The sequence below is a fragment of the Mycobacterium sp. IDUB_28 genome (assembly GCF_055419285.1).
In genome coordinates, this window is record NZ_JBVAXK010000005.1 from 442,143 (window position 1) to 459,944 (window position 17,802).

13 protein-coding genes, 1 pseudogene and 2 riboswitches are annotated in these 17,802 nt (G+C 66.9%); of the genes and pseudogenes, 9 read left to right on the forward strand and 5 right to left on the reverse strand.

The window, feature by feature from the left end:
* Positions 1 to 8 precede the first annotated feature (8 nt).
* The 3 genes from ACZYZ9_RS13715 to ACZYZ9_RS13725 form a co-directional block, all read right to left on the reverse strand.
* Positions 9 to 1,121, reverse strand: a complete 1,113-nt coding sequence (locus tag ACZYZ9_RS13715) for an ABC transporter substrate-binding protein (protein ID WP_463826783.1) — start codon at positions 1,119 to 1,121, stop codon at positions 9 to 11.
* A gap of 84 nt (positions 1,122 to 1,205) precedes the next feature.
* Positions 1,206 to 2,057 carry an AAA family ATPase gene (locus ACZYZ9_RS13720; protein WP_463826784.1) on the reverse strand — a complete coding sequence of 284 codons (852 nt, stop codon included), beginning with the start codon at positions 2,055 to 2,057 and terminating at the stop codon, positions 1,206 to 1,208.
* Positions 2,058 to 2,175: 118 nt separating this feature from the next.
* On the reverse strand, positions 2,176 to 3,834 hold the full coding sequence (locus tag ACZYZ9_RS13725; RefSeq protein ID WP_463826827.1) for a nitric oxide reductase activation protein NorD: 1,659 nt from the start codon (positions 3,832 to 3,834) through the stop codon (positions 2,176 to 2,178).
* Between the two features lie 208 nt (positions 3,835 to 4,042).
* Here ACZYZ9_RS13725 and ACZYZ9_RS13730 point away from each other — a divergent pair, with 208 nt between their 5' ends.
* The 6 genes from ACZYZ9_RS13730 (at position 4,043) to metE (ending at position 11,699) form a co-directional block, all read left to right on the forward strand.
* Positions 4,043 to 5,203, forward strand: a complete 1,161-nt coding sequence (locus ACZYZ9_RS13730; protein WP_463826785.1) for an acyl-CoA dehydrogenase family protein — start codon at positions 4,043 to 4,045, stop codon at positions 5,201 to 5,203.
* Entirely contained in the window at positions 5,200 to 6,282 is a 1,083-nt protein-coding gene (locus ACZYZ9_RS13735; protein ID WP_463826786.1) for an acyl-CoA dehydrogenase family protein, read from the forward strand. The genes ACZYZ9_RS13730 and ACZYZ9_RS13735 overlap by 4 nt, the downstream gene beginning before the upstream one ends.
* 2 nt (positions 6,283 to 6,284) lie before the next feature.
* Entirely contained in the window at positions 6,285 to 6,932 is a 648-nt protein-coding gene (locus ACZYZ9_RS13740) for a nitroreductase family protein (RefSeq protein WP_463826787.1), read from the forward strand.
* A 155-nt stretch (positions 6,933 to 7,087) separates the two neighbouring features.
* A complete protein-coding gene (locus tag ACZYZ9_RS13745; protein WP_463826788.1) occupies positions 7,088 to 8,347 on the forward strand; it encodes a TetR/AcrR family transcriptional regulator in 1,260 nt (419 codons plus the stop codon).
* Between the two features lie 41 nt (positions 8,348 to 8,388).
* Complete coding sequence (locus tag ACZYZ9_RS13750; protein WP_463826789.1) at positions 8,389 to 9,030, forward strand: NAD(P)H-binding protein; 642 nt, start codon at positions 8,389 to 8,391, stop codon at positions 9,028 to 9,030.
* A 65-nt stretch (positions 9,031 to 9,095) separates the two neighbouring features.
* Positions 9,096 to 9,289, forward strand: a riboswitch (cobalamin riboswitch).
* Between the two features lie 58 nt (positions 9,290 to 9,347).
* Entirely contained in the window at positions 9,348 to 11,699 is a 2,352-nt protein-coding gene (metE, locus tag ACZYZ9_RS13755) for a 5-methyltetrahydropteroyltriglutamate--homocysteine S-methyltransferase (RefSeq protein ID WP_463826828.1), read from the forward strand.
* A 255-nt stretch (positions 11,700 to 11,954) separates the two neighbouring features.
* Here the strand turns inward: metE and ACZYZ9_RS13760 are convergent, their stop codons facing one another.
* Together ACZYZ9_RS13760 and ACZYZ9_RS13765 are read right to left on the reverse strand one after the other, a co-directional pair.
* Positions 11,955 to 13,679: a DUF3556 domain-containing protein gene (locus ACZYZ9_RS13760; protein WP_463826790.1), complete on the reverse strand. Its 1,725-nt coding sequence runs from the start codon at positions 13,677 to 13,679 to the stop codon at positions 11,955 to 11,957.
* Positions 13,680 to 13,730: 51 nt separating this feature from the next.
* The gene (locus ACZYZ9_RS13765; protein WP_463826791.1) at positions 13,731 to 15,203 is read right to left on the reverse strand and encodes a cobyric acid synthase; all 1,473 of its coding nucleotides are present in this window, start codon (positions 15,201 to 15,203) and stop codon (positions 13,731 to 13,733) included.
* A gap of 86 nt (positions 15,204 to 15,289) precedes the next feature.
* Positions 15,290 to 15,507, forward strand: a riboswitch (cobalamin riboswitch).
* Between the two features lie 121 nt (positions 15,508 to 15,628).
* Between ACZYZ9_RS13765 and ACZYZ9_RS13770 the strand changes: the two genes are divergently transcribed.
* From ACZYZ9_RS13770 to esxG, 3 genes and pseudogenes are all read left to right on the forward strand, one after another.
* Positions 15,629 to 17,314, forward strand: a complete 1,686-nt coding sequence (locus ACZYZ9_RS13770; RefSeq protein ID WP_463826792.1) for a PPE domain-containing protein — start codon at positions 15,629 to 15,631, stop codon at positions 17,312 to 17,314.
* Positions 17,315 to 17,374: 60 nt separating this feature from the next.
* A complete protein-coding gene (locus ACZYZ9_RS13775) occupies positions 17,375 to 17,683 on the forward strand; it encodes a PE family protein (protein ID WP_463826793.1) in 309 nt (102 codons plus the stop codon).
* Between the two features lie 42 nt (positions 17,684 to 17,725).
* Positions 17,726 to 17,802: pseudogene (gene esxG / locus ACZYZ9_RS13780) on the forward strand (type VII secretion system protein EsxG); the annotation flags it as partial.

A 17,802-nucleotide genomic window follows, 5' to 3' on the forward strand; every position in this document is an offset into this window, starting at 1 on the left:
GGCGCGCCTCACTCTCCGAACCGATCGACCAAATGCGAGTTGACCCCATCGGCGTCCAGGGTTCGCGCCACCAGATAGCCGGCGCCCATCCACGCCCGACGGGTCCACTTGCCGAACGACACCCGAGTGCCGGGCGCGCCGGAGGCCGCAGGCATCATCTTGACCCGCTCCAGTGCTTCCTTGACCCCGCGTGGACTCAGCGGGTGGGCATCGGTGAACGCCCGCACCAGGGTGGCGGCGACATCGCGATTCACCACGGTCACACAGAATTCGGGGCGACTGCCGTCGTATTTCTGCGCATAGGCGTCCAGGAAGTCCTGCCCGATCTGGTTGGCCTCGTCGTACTGGTCCACCCCGGTCCAGCCCATGAACGCGTTCCACATGATCGGGTTGACCCACGCGTTCTGCCAGGCGGTGGTGGTGAAGCGGGGCGGGTCCCAGTCGACGGCCTGCAACGCGGGATTGATGAAGACGATCCCGAAGCCGAAGCCCAGGTGCACGATCGCTTCGGACTTGGCCTCGTGCAGGGTTCGCACCGCCTCGTTGATGTCCTGGGCGGTCTGTGCCACCGTCACCTCGGCGACGATTCGAATCCCTTTGCGCCGACAGGCACTTCGCAGGTTCTTCAGGTAGCTCTCACCGATCAGGCTCTGCTCCACCAGAACCCCGATCTCGGTGAGTTCGCGTTTCGCGATGAGGTCGGCCAGGAAGATGGGCTCGTCGGTCATCGAGCCCTGGGGGAACGCGAAGGTCCACTCCCCCAGCCAGTCGTCGGTGCCCGTCACACTGATGGCCGGAACCTTGAATCGCTCCTCGATCGCTTCGCGCAACGGAACGCAGTTGTCGGTGATGTTCGGACCGAAGACCACCAGACAGCCCTCGTCGACGAGTTCGCCGTAGGCGTCGATCACCGCTTTCACCGAACCTTTGGGTAGACCTTCGACCTCGCGGTAGATCATCTGCACCGGACGGTCCATCAGGCCCTGGGCGACGGCCTCTTCGAAGATGAGGTCGAAAGTCTGGGTGAAGGAGGCGAACAGGTCCTCCGGGAAGCCCGGCGGCAGCTTGAAATCCATCAGGTAGCCGACCTTGATCGGTTCCGCCTGGCTTTCGTAGGACATCTGACCTCCCCGGACGACTGCGTGGGACCGCAATCATCACAAACCTAATATTTGTTCAGACCCTAACGCCGGTGATATGCGGCGTCAATTGCCAGCCCCGTTGGCAGCGCCGAGGTACACCTCGATCATCTCGGCCAGGGCCTTACCCACTGCCGCGTCGTCGGTCAGCGGTCCGGCTATCGCGGCCAGCGCCGCCTCCGGCATGCTCAGCCCCTCCGCCACCAGCCTGCCGGCTGCGATGAGCACCCGGGTCGAGGCGACCTCGCGGAGTCCACCGGTCTCCAGCCGGCGGATGGCCTGTCCGAATCGCACCAGTTCGGCAGCCGTGTCCGCATCCACCCCCGCCTCGTGCGCCACGATCCCCTCTTCGACATCCGGTGCGGGGAAATCGAATTCGATGGCGACCATACGTTGGCGCGTCGAGTCCTTGAGATCCTTGAGCACGCTCTGGTAGCCGGGGTTGTACGACACCACCAGACCGAATCCGGGTGCCGCGTCCAGCGTTTCGCCCAGCCGCTCGATGGGCAGTTGCCGCCGGTAGTCTGCGAGCGGATGCAACACCACCGTGGTGTCCTGCCGAGCCTCCACCACCTCGTCCAGATAACAGATCGCGCCTTCGCGCACCGCCCGGGTCAGTGGGCCGTCCACCCACACCGTCTCGTCGCCGCGCAACAGATACCGCCCGACCAGATCGGCAGTGGTGAGGTCGTCGTGACAGGCGACGGTGATCAATGGCCGGCCCAGGTCGTGTGCCATCGCTTCGACGAACCGGGTCTTGCCGCAGCCCGTCGGGCCTTTCAGGACCAGCGCCAGGCCCTGGCGGTACGCCGCTTTGAACACGGCCTCCTCCCGGCCGACCGCCTTGTAGTAGGGCCGCAAGTTCTTCACCTCAGGGGTTGCGCCGTTCCGGTAAGCGAGTCCGGACTCGTTGGCCATGGCTTCCCTTCTCCCGCCGTAGGTAGCAGCGTAGCCGGAACAGATGTTTGTTTCAAGTGCGAGGGCCGCTGCTGTACCGATCGGCGTGAACACGCGAACGCTGTTCTGGGACAACAGATCATGACACGCGGCGCTGGACCTCCGCGGCGCGCAGGGCGGACCTAAACAGTGGACCGATCACTCCGGCGAGCTGATCCGGGCGGGCGATTGTCGCGTGCGCGGTGCTGCCGAAAACACGGCGCAACGACTGCACATCAGTTCCCGCGCCGATCGTCAGACACACGCATCCGGTGCCTCGCCGACGCGCTTCGGACAATGCGCGGCGCGCGTCGGCCGCACCGTAGGGCCGCTCGTAGCCGTGGTCATAGGCCAGGCCGTCGGACAACACCACCAGCAACCGTCGCGCCGTGCCGCCGCGCGCCTCCAGCACCGTCGAACCGTGCCGGATCGCCGCGCCCAACCGTGAATACGCACCCGGCTCCAGGCTGTTGAGCCGTCTCATCACGCGCGTGTCGAAATGGTCATCAAACCGCTTGACCGGCACCATGTTCACCGCACCCCGCCCTTGCGAGTAGTACGCGTAGAGCGCCACCCGGTCCCCCAGGTCGTGCAGCGCAACGGCCAGGTTGGCGACCGCCGCGCGCTGCTGCTCGTGCACCGTGCGCCCCACCGTGCCGGGCTCGGCGGTCGACCCTGACACGTCAAGCAACAACAGCACCGACAGGTCCCGCCGTCGCCGCAGACTGTCCAGGTACACCGCTTCCTCGGGCGCCGAGCCGGCCCGTATCTCGACGCGGGCCTCCACCGCTGCGTCGATGTCGATGTCGTCGCCCTGCGACTGACGATGGCGGCGGTGCAGACCCATGCCGAGTCGAGACAGTGGACGCCGCACGAAGATCGCGCCGTCGATCGCCTGGGTGGCGGCGGCCTTGATCGTGGGTTCGACCTCGCGCACGGTGCACCAGGCAGGCCGATAGCGTTTGTTGCCCGCATCCCATTCGGGATATCGCGCACCGCCGGCCTGCGCCTGATGAATCCGGTCGTCCTCACTCGACGTCGACGCCAGCGACGACACGGCGTACGCCCCGCGCTTTCCGGAGTCGGTGTGATGCGTCGGGTCGTCCGCGCCGGGCGGTCCGCCCCCGCCGCCGGTCTTGCGTGCGGACGACAGCATCTTCTTGAGCCACTTGCCGATGAAACCGCCGCCGCCGACCGGGCTGGTGAACAGGTCGGGATCGTCGGAATCGTCGATCTCATCGTCGTCCTGCTCCTCGAGCCGCTCCGGCTCCTGCGCCTTCGTGCTCCGCGGAACATGTTGGGCGCCAGCCTGTTCCGTGGCTTCCACCTGCCGCTCGCACGCGGCCAGCACCTTAGCGGCGCGGAAAACACCGAATACTTGCGCGGGGTCGTCGAGCACGGTGCGTCCTTCGGCGATTCGCAATGAAGCGGCCGGCGAGTCGCTGCGATCGGCGATGTCGCGATCACCCAGGGAAGCCAGCGCTGTCGGCAACAGGTCGCGGTGGGCGACCAGGGCGCGGTGTGCTTCGATCGACAGATAGCGGTTGGCCAGTCGTCGGTGCCGGACCAGTGCTCGCACGACCTCGGGTTGGAGGCTGCCCGCCGCGATCAAAGAGGCCTGCACCGCAACCATCTCGCGCTGACGGCGGACGGTGTCCGACGGATCCAGATAGATCGTCTGGCCATCGGTCCACGCCGCCGCACCCGATTGCAGGGCCACGACCGCTACCGGACGACCGGCCAGGGCGGAGGCGAGCATGCCCAGCCCCGCACCTACTGGTGCGTCCTTCCCCACCCGCGACCACCACCTTTCGATGACCAAATATCTGTTCCACCGTAAGGTCGGGTCGCGGCGCAGTCAACGAGAGTCGCTCCACCGACGGGGATCCGCCGTGATTGACCAAATATCTGTTCCAACGTAGAGTTCGGCTTGGCCGTAGCCGATCGCATGGGGTCGAATAGGAAACGTGGACTTCTCATACCCGGTGGAAGTTGAGCGCTTCCGCGACGAGTTGCGCAACTGGTTGTCGACGAATCTGACCGACGAATTGCGCGCCGCCCGGCGACCGTCCGCCCGTGATGACGCGGTATTCGAACAGCTGCGCGCCTGGGACGCGACCGCGGCCGACGCGGGCTGGGGTGCCGTCGCCTGGCCGCGGGAATACGGTGGCCGCGGTGCCACCGTCCTCGAACAACTGGTGTACACCGAGGAGACCACCCGGGCGCGAGCGCCGTTGCCGCTCAATGTGATCGGGATGAACAATATTGCGCCGGCGATCATGCAGTACGGCACCGAATCGCAGAAGACCACCCTGCTGCCCCGGATGATGCGAGCCGACGACATCTGGTGCCAGGGCATGTCCGAACCCGAGGCAGGTTCCGACCTGGCCGCACTACGCACCAAGGCGGTTCGCGACGGCGACGAATTCGTGGTCACCGGGCAGAAGATCTGGACCTCGCTGGGCCATAAGGCCAAGTGGTGCCAGCTCTACGTCCGCACCGATCCGGACGCCCCGAAACACAAGGGCATCTCGTGCCTGATCGTGGACATGACGCTGCCCGGCATCGAGGCGCGTCCGCTGGTGACCCTCAACGGCGACACCGATTTTGCCGAGGTGTTCTTCCACGACGTGCGGGTGCCCGCCGACGCGCTGCTCGGGCCGCTCAACGCGGGCTGGCAGGTCGCCACCACCACGCTGAGCCACGAACGTGCCGGTGCGGCGCGGCTTTACGCCGAATTGCATGTGCGACTGGACGAGCTGATCGCCGACCTGGCGGCGGTGGATGGTGGCGCCGCGCTGCAGGACCCGGTAGTGCTGCGCCGGCTGGGTGAACTCGGCGTGCGGATCAAGTATCTGGAAGTGCTCTGCCTGCGCGGCATTTCCGCGACGTTGCACGGCGGATCCGAGCAGCAGGCACTTGCGGCGGCCAGCCTGGCCAAGACCGTATGGGGTGAGGTCGGGCAGAGCCTGGCCGCTCTGGCTTTCGACGTACTGGGCACCCGCGGCGTGCACGGCCACTGGGCCGACTACCGGTTGTCGTCGCGGTCGCTGACCATCGCCGGCGGCACGAGTCAGATCAACAAGAACATCACCGCACAGCGCGTCCTGGGGTTGCCGCGCCGATGAACCTCGAACTGACCGAAGAGCAACTCGCCCTGCGTGCCACGGTGCGACGATTTCTCGTTGAGCGGGCACCGATTTCGGAGCATGTGCGTCTGCTGCTCGACGATCCCACCGGTACCACCGATGCGGTGTGGCGCGGCCTGGCCGAGCTGGGGGCCACCGGCCTGCTGGTGCCGGACGAACTCGGCGGCGCCGGGATGACGATGGTGGAGGCCGGCATCGTCGCCGAAGAACTCGGCGCCGCGCTGCACCCGGGCCCCTGGTTGTCCACTGCCGTGGCGGCCGCGCGGATCCTGACCCGTCTCGGCGGCGATCCGGCCGGGCGGATCCTGCGCGGGATCGCCGACGGCACCACGGTTGCGGTCTTGGCCGAGCAGTCACAAAAGCCCCTCATTTCGTCCCGAAACGGGGGCGTTTGTGTCTGCTCGCCGCCGTTGACGGTGCCCGACGCGGCGGCGGCCGATCTGCTGCTGGTCCTTGCCGAAGACGAGGACGGCACCGCGCTGTTCGCGGTCGAGACCACCGACCCCGGCGTCACCATGACACCCGAGCGCGGTATCGACAAGACCCGCAAGCAGTTTCGGGTCGATTTCGACAACGCCGGCGCACAGCGGCTCGGTACGCTGACCCCCGACGCCATCGACGCGGTGATCGACGACGTCCTCATCGCGATGGCCGCCGACGCACTCGGGGCCGCGCGGGCCGTGCTGGACATGACCGTCGAATATGCCAAGACGCGAAGGCAATTCGACCAGCCGATCGGGTCTTTCCAGGCCGTCCAACATCTCTGCGTCGACATGTATGAGACGGTGGAGCTGGCGCGCAGCGGTGTGGTGCACGCACTGTGGGCCGCCGACTCGTGTCCCGAGCAGCGGCACCTGGCGGCGTTGCGGGCCAAAGCTTTCGCCGGCCGGTTGGCCGCCGTCGGCGACACCGCGATTCAGGTTTTCGGCGGCATCGGTTTCACCTGGGAACACGATGCGCACCTCTACCTCAAGCGGCTGCTCAGTTGGAGCGCGTATCTCGGCAGCCCCGATCGTTATCTCACCGAGGTGGGCGTACAGCTCGCCGGAAGCACCTGATCATGGATATCGATTACCTGCTCAGCGCCACCCGGTCCGCGCGCAAGTCCCTGGACCTGGATGCTCCCGTCGATCCGGCCGAGATTCGCGCCTGCCTGCAAACCGGGCTGCAGGCCGCGAACGGCTCGAATTCGCAGACCTGGCGGTGGCTGGTGGTCACCGACCCGGATGTGCGCGAGCAGATCGCACAGTTCTATCGGGAGGCCTATCTGCGTCGGGTCGGCGGCCAACTGCTCGCCAAGTTCCTGCCGGCCGGGACGCCGGAGAGTCGGCTGATGTCATCCACCGGGTGGCTGGTCGACAACATGTCCCGGGTGCCGGTGCTCGTCATCCCGTGCTACCAGCCGTATCTGCCTCGCATCGAGGGTGACGAGTCGTTCCATCTGGCGACGCTGTACGGCTCGATCTTCCCCGCGGTATGGAACTTCCAGCTGGCACTGCACACCCGCGGCTACGGCACGTGCATCACGACGCTGCACCTGCATCACGAGGCCGCGGTCGGCGAGTTGCTCGGCATTCCAGCGAGCTACGTCCAGGGTTGTCTGCTACCTGTCGGGCGGCTGCGCGCCGGCCACACGTTCCGGCCAGCTCCGCGAGTGCCGATCGAGAAAGTCGTTGCATCCAACCACTGGACCGGCCCGCCCATTTAGCATGGTCAACGCGTCCGTCGCGGGTCTGTAAGCAGCGCGTTTGCCGCGGCCAGTCTGATAACCTCTAACAAAGATTTGGTTCGGCGGGAGGACGCGATTCGCATGGTGTTCGCTCTGCGATCCGCGTCGTCCGGCAGGCTGGCGCGCCGCCGACCATGACCGACAGCGCAATCGAAAGCGGGACCCGGCGGACCGAGATCCTCGAGACCGCTGCTTCGCTGATCGCTTCCTCGGGTCTGCGTACCTCGCTGCAGGAGATCGCCGATGCGGCAGGCATTCTCCCGGGTAGCCTCTACCACCATTTCGAGTCCAAAGAGGCGATTCTGGTCGAGCTGATTCGTCGCTACCAGGCCGATTTGGACCGCATCGGGCAGAGCGCTCAGGCCAAGCTGGACGAGCCGGATCCGCGTCCGCCCGCCGAAAAGATCGTCGAGTTGGGCCGCGCGATCGCCAACTGCGCGGTGCGACACCGGGCTGCGCTGCAGATGTCGTTCTACGAGGGCCCCAGCGCGGACCCCGAATTGATGAAGCTGACCCGCCAGCAGCCCACCGCAGTGCAGGAGGCGATGCTGCAGACGCTGCGCGCCGCTCGATCCAGTGGCTACATCACCGACGCCGATCTGCCGATCCTGGCCGATCGGATTTGTCAGACCATGCTGCAGGTCGGTCTGGACGTCATGCGGCACAATTCCTCAGCCGACCAGGTGGCGGCATTGCTGTGTCGAATCATCTTGCAGGGCTTGGCATGCCGACCACCTGCGGATCGGGTGCTGGATCGGTCGAAGGCTTTCAGCGCGGCCACCGACGTCATCGACACATGGGCCGACGACAACGAAGCCGACCCGAGCGATAAAGCGGCTCACTTACGTGCGGTGGCCCGAACGGAGTTCGGCCGCAAGGGGTACGAAGTCACCACCATCCGCGACATCGCATCGGCAGCCGGATTGGGTACCGGCACCGTCTACCGGGTGATCGGTTCCAAAGACGAACTGCTGGCGTCGATCATGCGCTCGTTCGGCCAGAAGGTCGAAGCCGGATGGGTCGCCGTGTTGCGTGCGGAGGCGACGACCATCGAAAAGCTGGACGCGCTGAGCTGGGTCAATGTCAACGCTCTGGACCAGTTCTCCGATGAGTTCAGGATTCAACTCGCGTGGATGCGTCAGTCTCCGCCCCGCGACGCGGTCAACCCGGGTTGGTCCTACACGACCCGGTTGCGTCAGATGAAATCGCTGCTCTCCGAAGGCATCCGGTCTGCAGAGATCCGCCTCGAGGCGCCGTCGGCCACCATGTTGGCGCGCTGCGTCATCGGCATGCAGTGGATACCGGAGAACATCCTGCGCGAGGTGGGCACCCGCACGTCGCTCATCCTGGCGCGGGACACCGTGTTGCGCGGCGTCGCGGTGCGCGGCAAGTAGACCAGTCATCCGTTTCGGGTGCCACGCGTAACGTCGACGTCATGGCGAACATCATCATCATCGGCGGCCACGGCAAGGTCGCATTGCAGCTGGCCCGAATCCTGACCGAGCGTGGCGACCAGGTGACCTCGATCGTCCGCAATCCCGGCCACACCAGCGACGTTGCGGACACCGGTGCCGAACCGACCACGGCCGACATCGAGGAGCTCGGCACCGACGACATTGCCGGCCTGCTGGCGGGTCACGACGCCGTCGTCTTCGCCGCCGGGGCCGGTGGCGGCGACGCGGCGCGCACCTATGCCGTGGACCGCGATGCCGCGATCCGGGTGATCGACGCGGCAGCGCAGGCCGGCGTCAGCCGGTTCGTCATGGTGTCCTACTTCGGCGCCGGGGCGAACCACGGTGTGCCTGAGGATGACTCGTTCTTCGCCTACGCCGAGGCCAAAGCGGCCGCGGACGAACACCTGCGCGCCACCGACCTGGACTGGACCGTGCTGGGACCGGGCCGACTCACCGAAGACCCGGGAACCGGGCGCATCGCGATAGGCGAAGCCAAAGGATCGGTAGCGCGGGCCGACGTGGCAGCCGTCGCCGCCGCCGTCCTCGCCGACGACTCGACAATCGGCCGGACCGTCGAGTTCAACAACGGCGACGTCCCGATCGCCGAAGCGCTGGCGACCTGAAGATCGCGCACAGAGTAGCCTTGGCGACGCAGCTGGTCTGCCGTCGTCGCACCTGTGGCGCCGGCATCAAGCGAGGCCTTGATGGCTCGCGAGAGGGAATCCGGTGAGAATCCGGAACTGTCCCGCAGCGGTATGCAGGAACGACCGCCGTCTTTGACAAGCACTGGTCCCGTGAACGGACTGGGAAGCGACGGCCAGTAGGAGCACCACCCGGTGCGCGCCTGTGAGTCCGAAGACCTGCCAGCTGTGCCGGACGCGCCGCGTTCGGCGGCACATCGCCTCGTGGAATGGGCGTTTGGCCGGGGCCGTTGCGGTTGATGCATGCCGTAGCGCGATCGGTTGCGCGTCCGCGGGCGGTGTCCACACCGTCGAATCCGAAGGACCAGCTCGTGACCGCACCAACTTCTCCGAAATTCACCGCCACCATCACCGGCTCCCCCCGCATCGGCCCGCGCCGCGAACTCAAGCGCGCAACCGAGGGCTACTGGGCCGGCCGCACCAGCCGATCCGACCTGGAGTCGGTCGCCGCGTCGCTGCGCCGCGACACCTGGACTCAGCTGGCCGCCGCCGGCCTGGACTCGGTGCCGGTGAACACGTTCTCCTACTACGACCAGATGCTCGACACCGCGGTCCTGCTCGGCGCGCTGCCGGCCCGCGTCGGTGGGGTTTCTGACGAGCTGGACCGCTACTTCGCGGCGGCGCGCGGCAACGACGAGATATCGCCGCTGGAAATGACCAAGTGGTTCGACACCAACTACCACTATCTGGTCCCTGAGATAGGCCCGTCCACCCGGTTCGGGCTGCACCCCGACAAGGTGCTCGCCGAGCTGGAGGAAGCCCACGAGCTGGGCGTCCCCGCGCGTCCCGTCATCATCGGTCCGGTCACGTTCCTGCTGCTCAGCAAGGCCGTAGACGGCGCTACGGCTCCCATCGAACGATTGCAGGAACTGGTGCCGATCTACACCGAACTGCTGGCGCTGATCGCCGACAGCGGCGCCCTGTGGGTCCAGTTCGACGAGCCCGCCCTGGTCACTGACATCTCCCCCGACGCTCCGGCACTCGCGGAGGCGGTCTACAACGCTCTGGGTGGAGTGGCCCACCGGCCGTCGATCTACGTCGCCACCTACTTCGGCAACCCGGGCGCGTCGCTGGCAGGGCTGGCCCGCACACCCGTCGAGGCCATCGGTGTCGACCTGGTCTACGGCGCTGACACGGGGATCGCGGCCGTTCCAGAACTGGCCGACAAGACGCTGGTGGCCGGCGTGGTGGACGGCCGCAACATCTGGCGCACGGACTTGCAGTCCGCGCTGAGCAAGCTGGCGAGTCTGCTGGGCTCGGCGGCCACGGTGGCGGTGTCGACGTCGTGCTCAACCTTGCACGTCCCGTATTCGCTGGAACCCGAAACCGGCCTGGACGATGCACTGCGCAGTTGGCTGGCGTTCGGCGCCGAGAAGGTGCAAGAGGTCGTCGTTCTCGCGCGTGCACTGCGCGAGGGACGCGAGGCGGTCGCCGATGAGATCGAGGCATCCAATGCGGCGGTGGCCTCGCGCAAGCAGGATCCGCGCTTGCACAACGATCGCGTCCGCGCCCGCATCAATGACATCGTGGCGTCCGGCACGCATCGCGGTGACCCGGCTGAGCGGCGGGCCAGTCAGGAGGCGCGGCTGCAGCTGCCTGTGTTGCCCACCACGACGATCGGTTCTTACCCGCAGACCTCGGCGATCCGCGTCGCACGGGCCGCGCTGCGATCCGGCGAGATCGACCAGACGGAGTACGAGCGTCGGATGAAAGCCGAGATCGCCGACGTCATCAAACTGCAGGAGCAACTCGGGCTGGACGTGTTGGTGCACGGCGAGCCGGAACGCAACGACATGGTGCAGTACTTCGCCGAACAGCTCGACGGCTTCTTCGCCACCGACAACGGCTGGGTGCAGTCCTACGGCAGCCGCTGTGTCCGCCCGCCGATCCTGTTCGGCGATGTGTCCCGGCCGCACCCGATGACGGTCGAGTGGATCACCTATGCGCAGTCGCTGACCGAACAGCCGGTGAAGGGTATGCTGACCGGTCCGGTGACCATCCTGGCGTGGTCATTCGTCCGCGACGATCAGCCGCTGGCCGACACCGCCAACCAGGTCGCCCTGGCGATCCGGGACGAGACGGTGGATCTGCAGTCGGCCGGGATCGCGGTGATCCAGGTCGACGAGCCGGCGTTGCGGGAACTGCTGCCGCTGCGACGCGCCGAGCAGGACGAGTATCTGCAGTGGGCCGTGGCGGCTTTCCGATTGGCCACCTCCGGGGTGGATGACTCCACCCAGATCCACACCCATCTGTGCTATTCGGAGTTCGGCGAGGTGATCGGCGCCATCGCCGACCTGGACGCAGACGTCACCTCCATCGAGGCGGCGCGGTCGCACATGGAGGTCCTCGACGACCTCAACGCGATCGGATTCTCCAACAGTGTCGGCCCCGGCGTCTACGACATCCACTCACCACGGGTGCCGAGTACGCAGGAGATGGTCAAGTCGTTGCGGGAAGCATTGAAAGCTGTCCCCTCACAGCGTCTTTGGGTAAACCCCGACTGCGGCCTCAAGACCCGCCGGACCGATGAGGTGACCGCGTCGCTGGAGCACATGGTGGCCGCGGCGCAGGAGGTGCGCGCGGGTCTGTAGCGCCCACGCTCGCCGAGCGTCACGCCAGCGTGACGTTCGGCGTCCACCGCCACCCCAGCGTGACAGTCGACGCGAGGAGAGTCTTGCCACGCTCGCCGAGCGTCACGCCAGCGTGACGTTCGGCGTCCACCGCCACGCCAGCGTGACACTGGACGCGAGGAAAGTCTCGCCACGCTGCCACGCTCGCCGAGCGTCACGCCAGCGTGACGTTCGGCGTCCACCGCCACGCCAGCGTGACACTCGACGCGAGGAGAGTCACTCCGACAGCACCTGGACCGGCACGTCGTCGGCCCAGGGCTGCCGGGTCACCATGTCGGCCACCCGCAGGTAGCCGTGCTCGAATTCCCCTGTGGCGGCGTCGTACAGCCGATAGCGCTGGGTTTGCCGGTGGATGGGCTGCGCGTCGAGCAGCACCACCCGCACCTCGCCGGGTTCGAATTGGCACCGCCGCTGCATGGCCTGGATCAACTGTTCGTTGTGCAGGTGGCCGTCGCCGAAATTCCAGCCGATCGCGGTGCTGCAGATCCGCTCCCCGTCGGTGATCACGTAGTCGTCCTCGTTCTGGCCGGCCATCGCCCGGTGCGCCAGCGTGAACAGCCCTCGGCCGTGGGTGTTGAACCCACGAAACGCATAGCCCATGTAGATCGGTATCTGCGCCGCCTCCGGACTGCCGTAATACCGCTCCAGCTGTGCCTGCGGCATGCTGGCGATGGCGACAATGCCCCGCGAGATCTTCTCGCTCGCAGAGGGTTTCATGCACCACAGGGTGGTGTCCCAGTTCCCGGCGTAGTACCGCATGCCGGGCAGGAAGGAGATCTTGCGCGGCACCAGGTTGCCCGCGATGACAATGCCCACCAACAACGCGAACAGAATGGCAACCGGCACAGGGTGTCTGAGGTCACCCAGCCCGAGCTTGGGATGGCCGACGAACAGCGTCAGCACCCCGAAGATCATGAAGACGTTCCATTCGAGCGGCACCCCCATCGGGATTGCGGACAAGATCCCCAGGTGGAAGAGCACCATGACGGTGGCGGCCACCGTCAACGGCCACCCGCCGCCGGCGAAGAACAGCACCGGCGGCACACACATCTCGATGAATGTGCTGATGTGGGCGATGATCCGGGACAGCCGGCCGGGGCGCAGGTCGTCGGGAAACTTTTCGAAGAAGCGCCGCTTGAGCCAACGGGTCCGCATCAGCGGGTTGTTGGACATCATCGTCGAGATGACGAACGGGAAGTGCTTGTTGAGCTTTGAGGTGGCCGCCCCCATCCAGATCACCAGGAACACCAGCTTGGCGGCGACGATCATGTCGATACCGCCGAACAAGAAGGTCACCGTCAGCGATCCGTAGACCTCGCCGCGCGCGGCCAGGAAAATGACTTTGTCGCGCAGCCCACATGCGCCCAGCACCAACAGGATCGCCACGATCTGCCACATCGGCAGCAGCCCGACCTTGCTGCCCACCTCCGGTATCGGGCCGCTGCCGTCGGTGAACAACGCGGTGAACAGCAAGATCAGCAGCAGCGCATACAGCGCCACGTCGACCGGCTTGCGTTTGGTGCCAAAGGTCAGCGGCACCCGATCCGGCCACGGTGGCAGCCGGATGGTGCCGAACCGTAGCCAGTACAGGATCGAACCCAGCGGCGGGAAGAACCGGTTGTTCAGCGGCCCGAAGCCGCAGCCCAGCCCGACCACCTCGAACAACATGGTGTAGAGCACGACCTTCTCGAACACGATGGGCTCGGCGTACCACGACCGGACATTGGTGAACCCGTCGATTCCCTTGGTGCTCAACACGATCAGCCACCCGATGAGGATGTACAGCAGGATCTTGCCGACGTAGAACAGGTGCAGCACCACCGGCGTGCCGAAACCCACCTCGGCCCAGTGCCGGGCCATCGGACGGATCTTCTCAGCGCGCGTGCCCTTGCTCCACTCGGCGAAGTCGACTTCCGGCAGTTGGGGCTTCAGGAATCCCATAAATTGACACACTAGAACGTGTTCTAGAAGTTTGGGACCTCAAGGCCGACCTCACGGCGCTCCCGGCGGGAGGAAGGGCAGCGCCGGCGGGCTCCCGCGCCGGGCCAACTCGAGTAGTGCGTCGACGTCGAGGTGCTGGTCGACGAGATCGCCGAGCAGGTCGAGGCGGCGCTCGCGGGCAGTGCCGAAGCGGGTGCCCGACGGGGCGATCCCGAGTGTCTCACGCAGGAAGACCTCGCGCAGGGCGTCACCTTCCAGAGAACCGTGCCACATGGTGCCGAACACGGCAGCGGCGCGCGCACCGCCGGGAAACGGGTCTGCGGCGCCGACCTCCACCCGGCCGTGGTGAATCTCGTACCCGGACGCCGGCACCCCCAGCCCCTCACCGCGCGGCAGCCGCAGCACCTTCTGGGCGTCGAACGTCGTCGTCACGTCGAGCAGACCAAGGCCGGGGACCTCGGCAGGTCCAGCCCCTTCGACGCCATGCGGGTCCCGGATCACCCGGCCCAGCATCTGGAACCCGCCGCAGATCCCCAGCAGTGGCTTACCCGCCGCGACGTGCAGCCGCACCGCGCGGTCCAAGTCCCGCGAGCGCAACCAGGCCAGGTCGGCGATCGTCGCGCGGGTACCCGGCAGCACGATGAGGTCCGCATCGCCCAGCGCCCGGGGGTCTGCGGCGAACACGACGTCCACTTCGGGTTCCAGCCCCAAAGCGTCGATGTCGGTGAAGTTGCTGATCCGGGGAAGCCGCACCACGACCACCCGGCGGGCCGGCCCGGCTGCGCGCCGGCCCGTCAGATCGAGCGCGTCCTCCGAGTCCAGCCACAGGTCGGGATGCCACGGCAGGGTGCCGTACGCCCGTCGCCCGGTGAGCCGTTCCAGGTCACGCAGACCCGGCGCGAGCAGGTCGAGGTCACCGCGGAACTTGTTGACCACGAACCCCGCGATCAACGCCTGGTCCTCGGCGGACAGCAGCGCGACGGTGCCCAGAAACGCTGCGAACACCCCGCCGCGGTCGATGTCACCGACCACCACAGTCGGCAGTCCCGCGTGCCGGGCCAGTCCCATGTTGACGTAATCGCCTGCGCGCAAGTTGATTTCGGCCGGACTGCCGGCCCCTTCGGCGACAATGACGTCGTAGCGGCCGGCGAGGTCGTCGAAGGCGCGGTGTGCCGCCGCGGCGAGCGTCCGGCGTCCTTGGAACCAATCCGTCGAGTCCAACTCCCCCCACGGTCTGCCCATCAACACCACGTGGCTGCGGTGGTCGCTGCCCGGCTTGAGCAGCACCGGGTTCATGGCGGGCTCAGGCACGACTCGAGCCGCGAGTGCCTGCACCCATTGCGCGCGCCCGATCTCTGCTCCCGCGCCGTCCGCACCAACACAGACCATCGAGTTGTTGGACATGTTCTGCGCTTTGAAGGGCGCCACCCGCACTCCGCGCCGCACCAGGGCGCGGCACAGTCCGGCGGCGACGGTGCTCTTGCCGGCGTCGCTCGTCGTACCCGCCACCAGCAGCCCAGACATCAGCACGAGCATGCCAGTCCTTCGCGACGACTGGCCTCAAGGGCGGGGTGTCAAGTATTCTGATGCCCGCAGCTGGTTTGCTGGTGGCAACGTGAGGAGTCGCCGGCATCGAGCGGCGAACGCTCCTTCAGGTTCGTCGCAAGAGGGAACCCGGTGGAAATCCGGGACTGTCCCGCAGCGGTATGCAGGAACGAACGCCGTCATAAGCACTGGCCCATAGCCCGGGCCGGGAAGCGACGGCCAGTAGGTGCACCGAAGGTGCGTGCCTGTGAGTCCGAAGACCTGCCAGCTGTGCCGGACGCGTCGTGTCCGGCGCACGTCGCCTCGTGGACTGGGCGGACGGCCTTTGCTGGAATGTCATCGTTCCAGCGGCTGGGCGTTCTGGGAGTGGCGACGGGCATCCCGTCGTGTCAAAGGAACGTTCGATGACCGCCCCGATCTGGTTGGCTTCGCCGCCGGAACTGCATTCAGCGCTGTTGAGCAGCGGGCCCGGACCGGGCCCATTAGAGGCGTCCGCGGCGGAGTGGACCGCACTCAGCGTGACCTACACCGAAGCGGCCGACGAGTTGTCCGCGCTGCTGGCCGATGTGACGGCGGGCGCTTGGGCCGGCCCGACGGCGGCCGGCTATGTGGCCGCCCATGCGCCGTATCTGGCGTGGCTGACGCAGGCCGGCGCCGACAGCGCAGCGAAGGCGGCCCAACAGCACGCCACCGCCGTCGCTTACACGAGCGCGCTCGCGGCGATGCCGACCCTGGTGGAACTGGCCGCCAATCACGCCACGCACGCGGTGTTGACGGTCACCAACTTCTTTGGCATCAACACCATTCCGATCGCACTCAATGAGGCCGACTACGCACGCATGTGGATCCAAGCCGCAACCGTGATGGGCACCTACGAGGCGTTGTCCACGGCGGCGGTGACCGCCACCCCGCAAACCGGTCCGGCTCCGGAGATCCTGCGAGCCGAGGCGCAGCGGGCCGCCACAGCAGCGGAATCCAGCACTCCATTCGAGCAGTTCCAGCAGTGGTTGTGGCAGACCTACACCACTTTCTACAACGACGTCATCCAGCCGTTCATCGACGCGATCGCCAATCTCCCGTACTTCCAGGCGATGTTCGGCGGTTTCGACCCCTACCTGGTCATCCTCGGCAATCCGCTCACCTACTTCAGTCCGCTGAACATCGCGTTCGCCCTCGGCTACCCGATGGACCTCGCGACCTATGTGGCACTGCTGTCCCAGATGTTCTCGTTCGTCGCGCTCGACCTCACCGCGGCGTTCGCGTCCGGCAATCCGGCGACCATCGGTTTCACCATCTTGTTCGTCACCGTCGAGATCATCGGCACCGTGGTCACCGACACCATCGCCCTGCTGAAGACGACGTTGGAGAGCACTCTGGTCCTGACGCTGGCCGTCGTGCCGCTGCTGACCGCTCCGCTGGTGCCGCTGGCGGCCGGAGCGGTACTGGCGCCGCTGGGTGTCAAAGGTTTGCTGGCATTGGCCGCGGCGGCGCCGCCTCCGCTGCCCGGCGCGACTCCCCCACCGCCGGTGGCGGCGTTGGTCCCCAGCGTCCCGTCTTCCACGCCAGGCCCGACGCCGACTGCCGTGGAAGCGGTGACGCCGTCGCCTGCCCCCGCACCGGTGACGCCACCGACTGCCGCGCCCCCGTCGGTCACCGGTTCGGGCATCGGTCTGGGTATGCCGGACTACGGCTACCTGGTGGGGGGTTTGAGCTTGGCGGCCAAACGGGGGTCGGCCAGCGCAGCGCGGAGGAAGGCATCGGAGCCCGACGATGCCGCTGTCGCGGCGCCGGCGCCCGCACCCGAGGAGCCCACCGGTGCGCCAAAACGCCGTCGCACCAGAGCTTCTGTGGTGGGCCGCGGTCGGGAATACGCGGATCTGGATCCGACGGAGAACGTGGCCGTCGACGACCGGTTGGCCTTGGTCAGTGCGTCGGGCAGAAACGCGGGCACACTGGGATTCGCCGGTGTCGCACCCGAGCGCGGAGCCAGGCCGGTGGGGTTGATCGCCGACGACGATCCCGCGCCACGCGTCCCGATGTTGCCGAACACGTGGGAACCTGATGATCAATCGGAGGTGAACCATCGTTAAGCGCACGAAATAGCCCGCTTTCCCCGATAATTGGACAAACCTGGCAGAGGAGTGTGACTCATGACGTTGCGAGTGGTTCCCGAAGGACTGGCCGCTGCCAGCGCTGCGGTGGAAGCGCTGACCGCGCGGCTGGCCGCCGCGCACGCCGCAGCGGCGCCGTTGATCACCGCGGTGGTGCCGCCGGCGGCCGACCCGGTATCGCTGCAAACTGCTGCCGGGTTCAGCGCTGCGGGCCAGCAGCATGCGGCCATCGCGGCCCAGGGCGTCGAAGAACTCGGGCGGGCCGGCGTCGGCGTCGGCGCCGCGGGGGCGAGCTACATCGCCGGTGATGCGGCGGCCGCCGCGACCTATGGGATTTCCGGCGGCTAGCCGTACAAAGAATTCGAATCGACAAGGGAGAGAAGGAGAGTCATGAGTTTGTTGGATGCTCATATTCCGCAGTTGGTGTCGTCGCAGTCGGCGTTCGGTGCCAAGGCGGGGTTGATGCG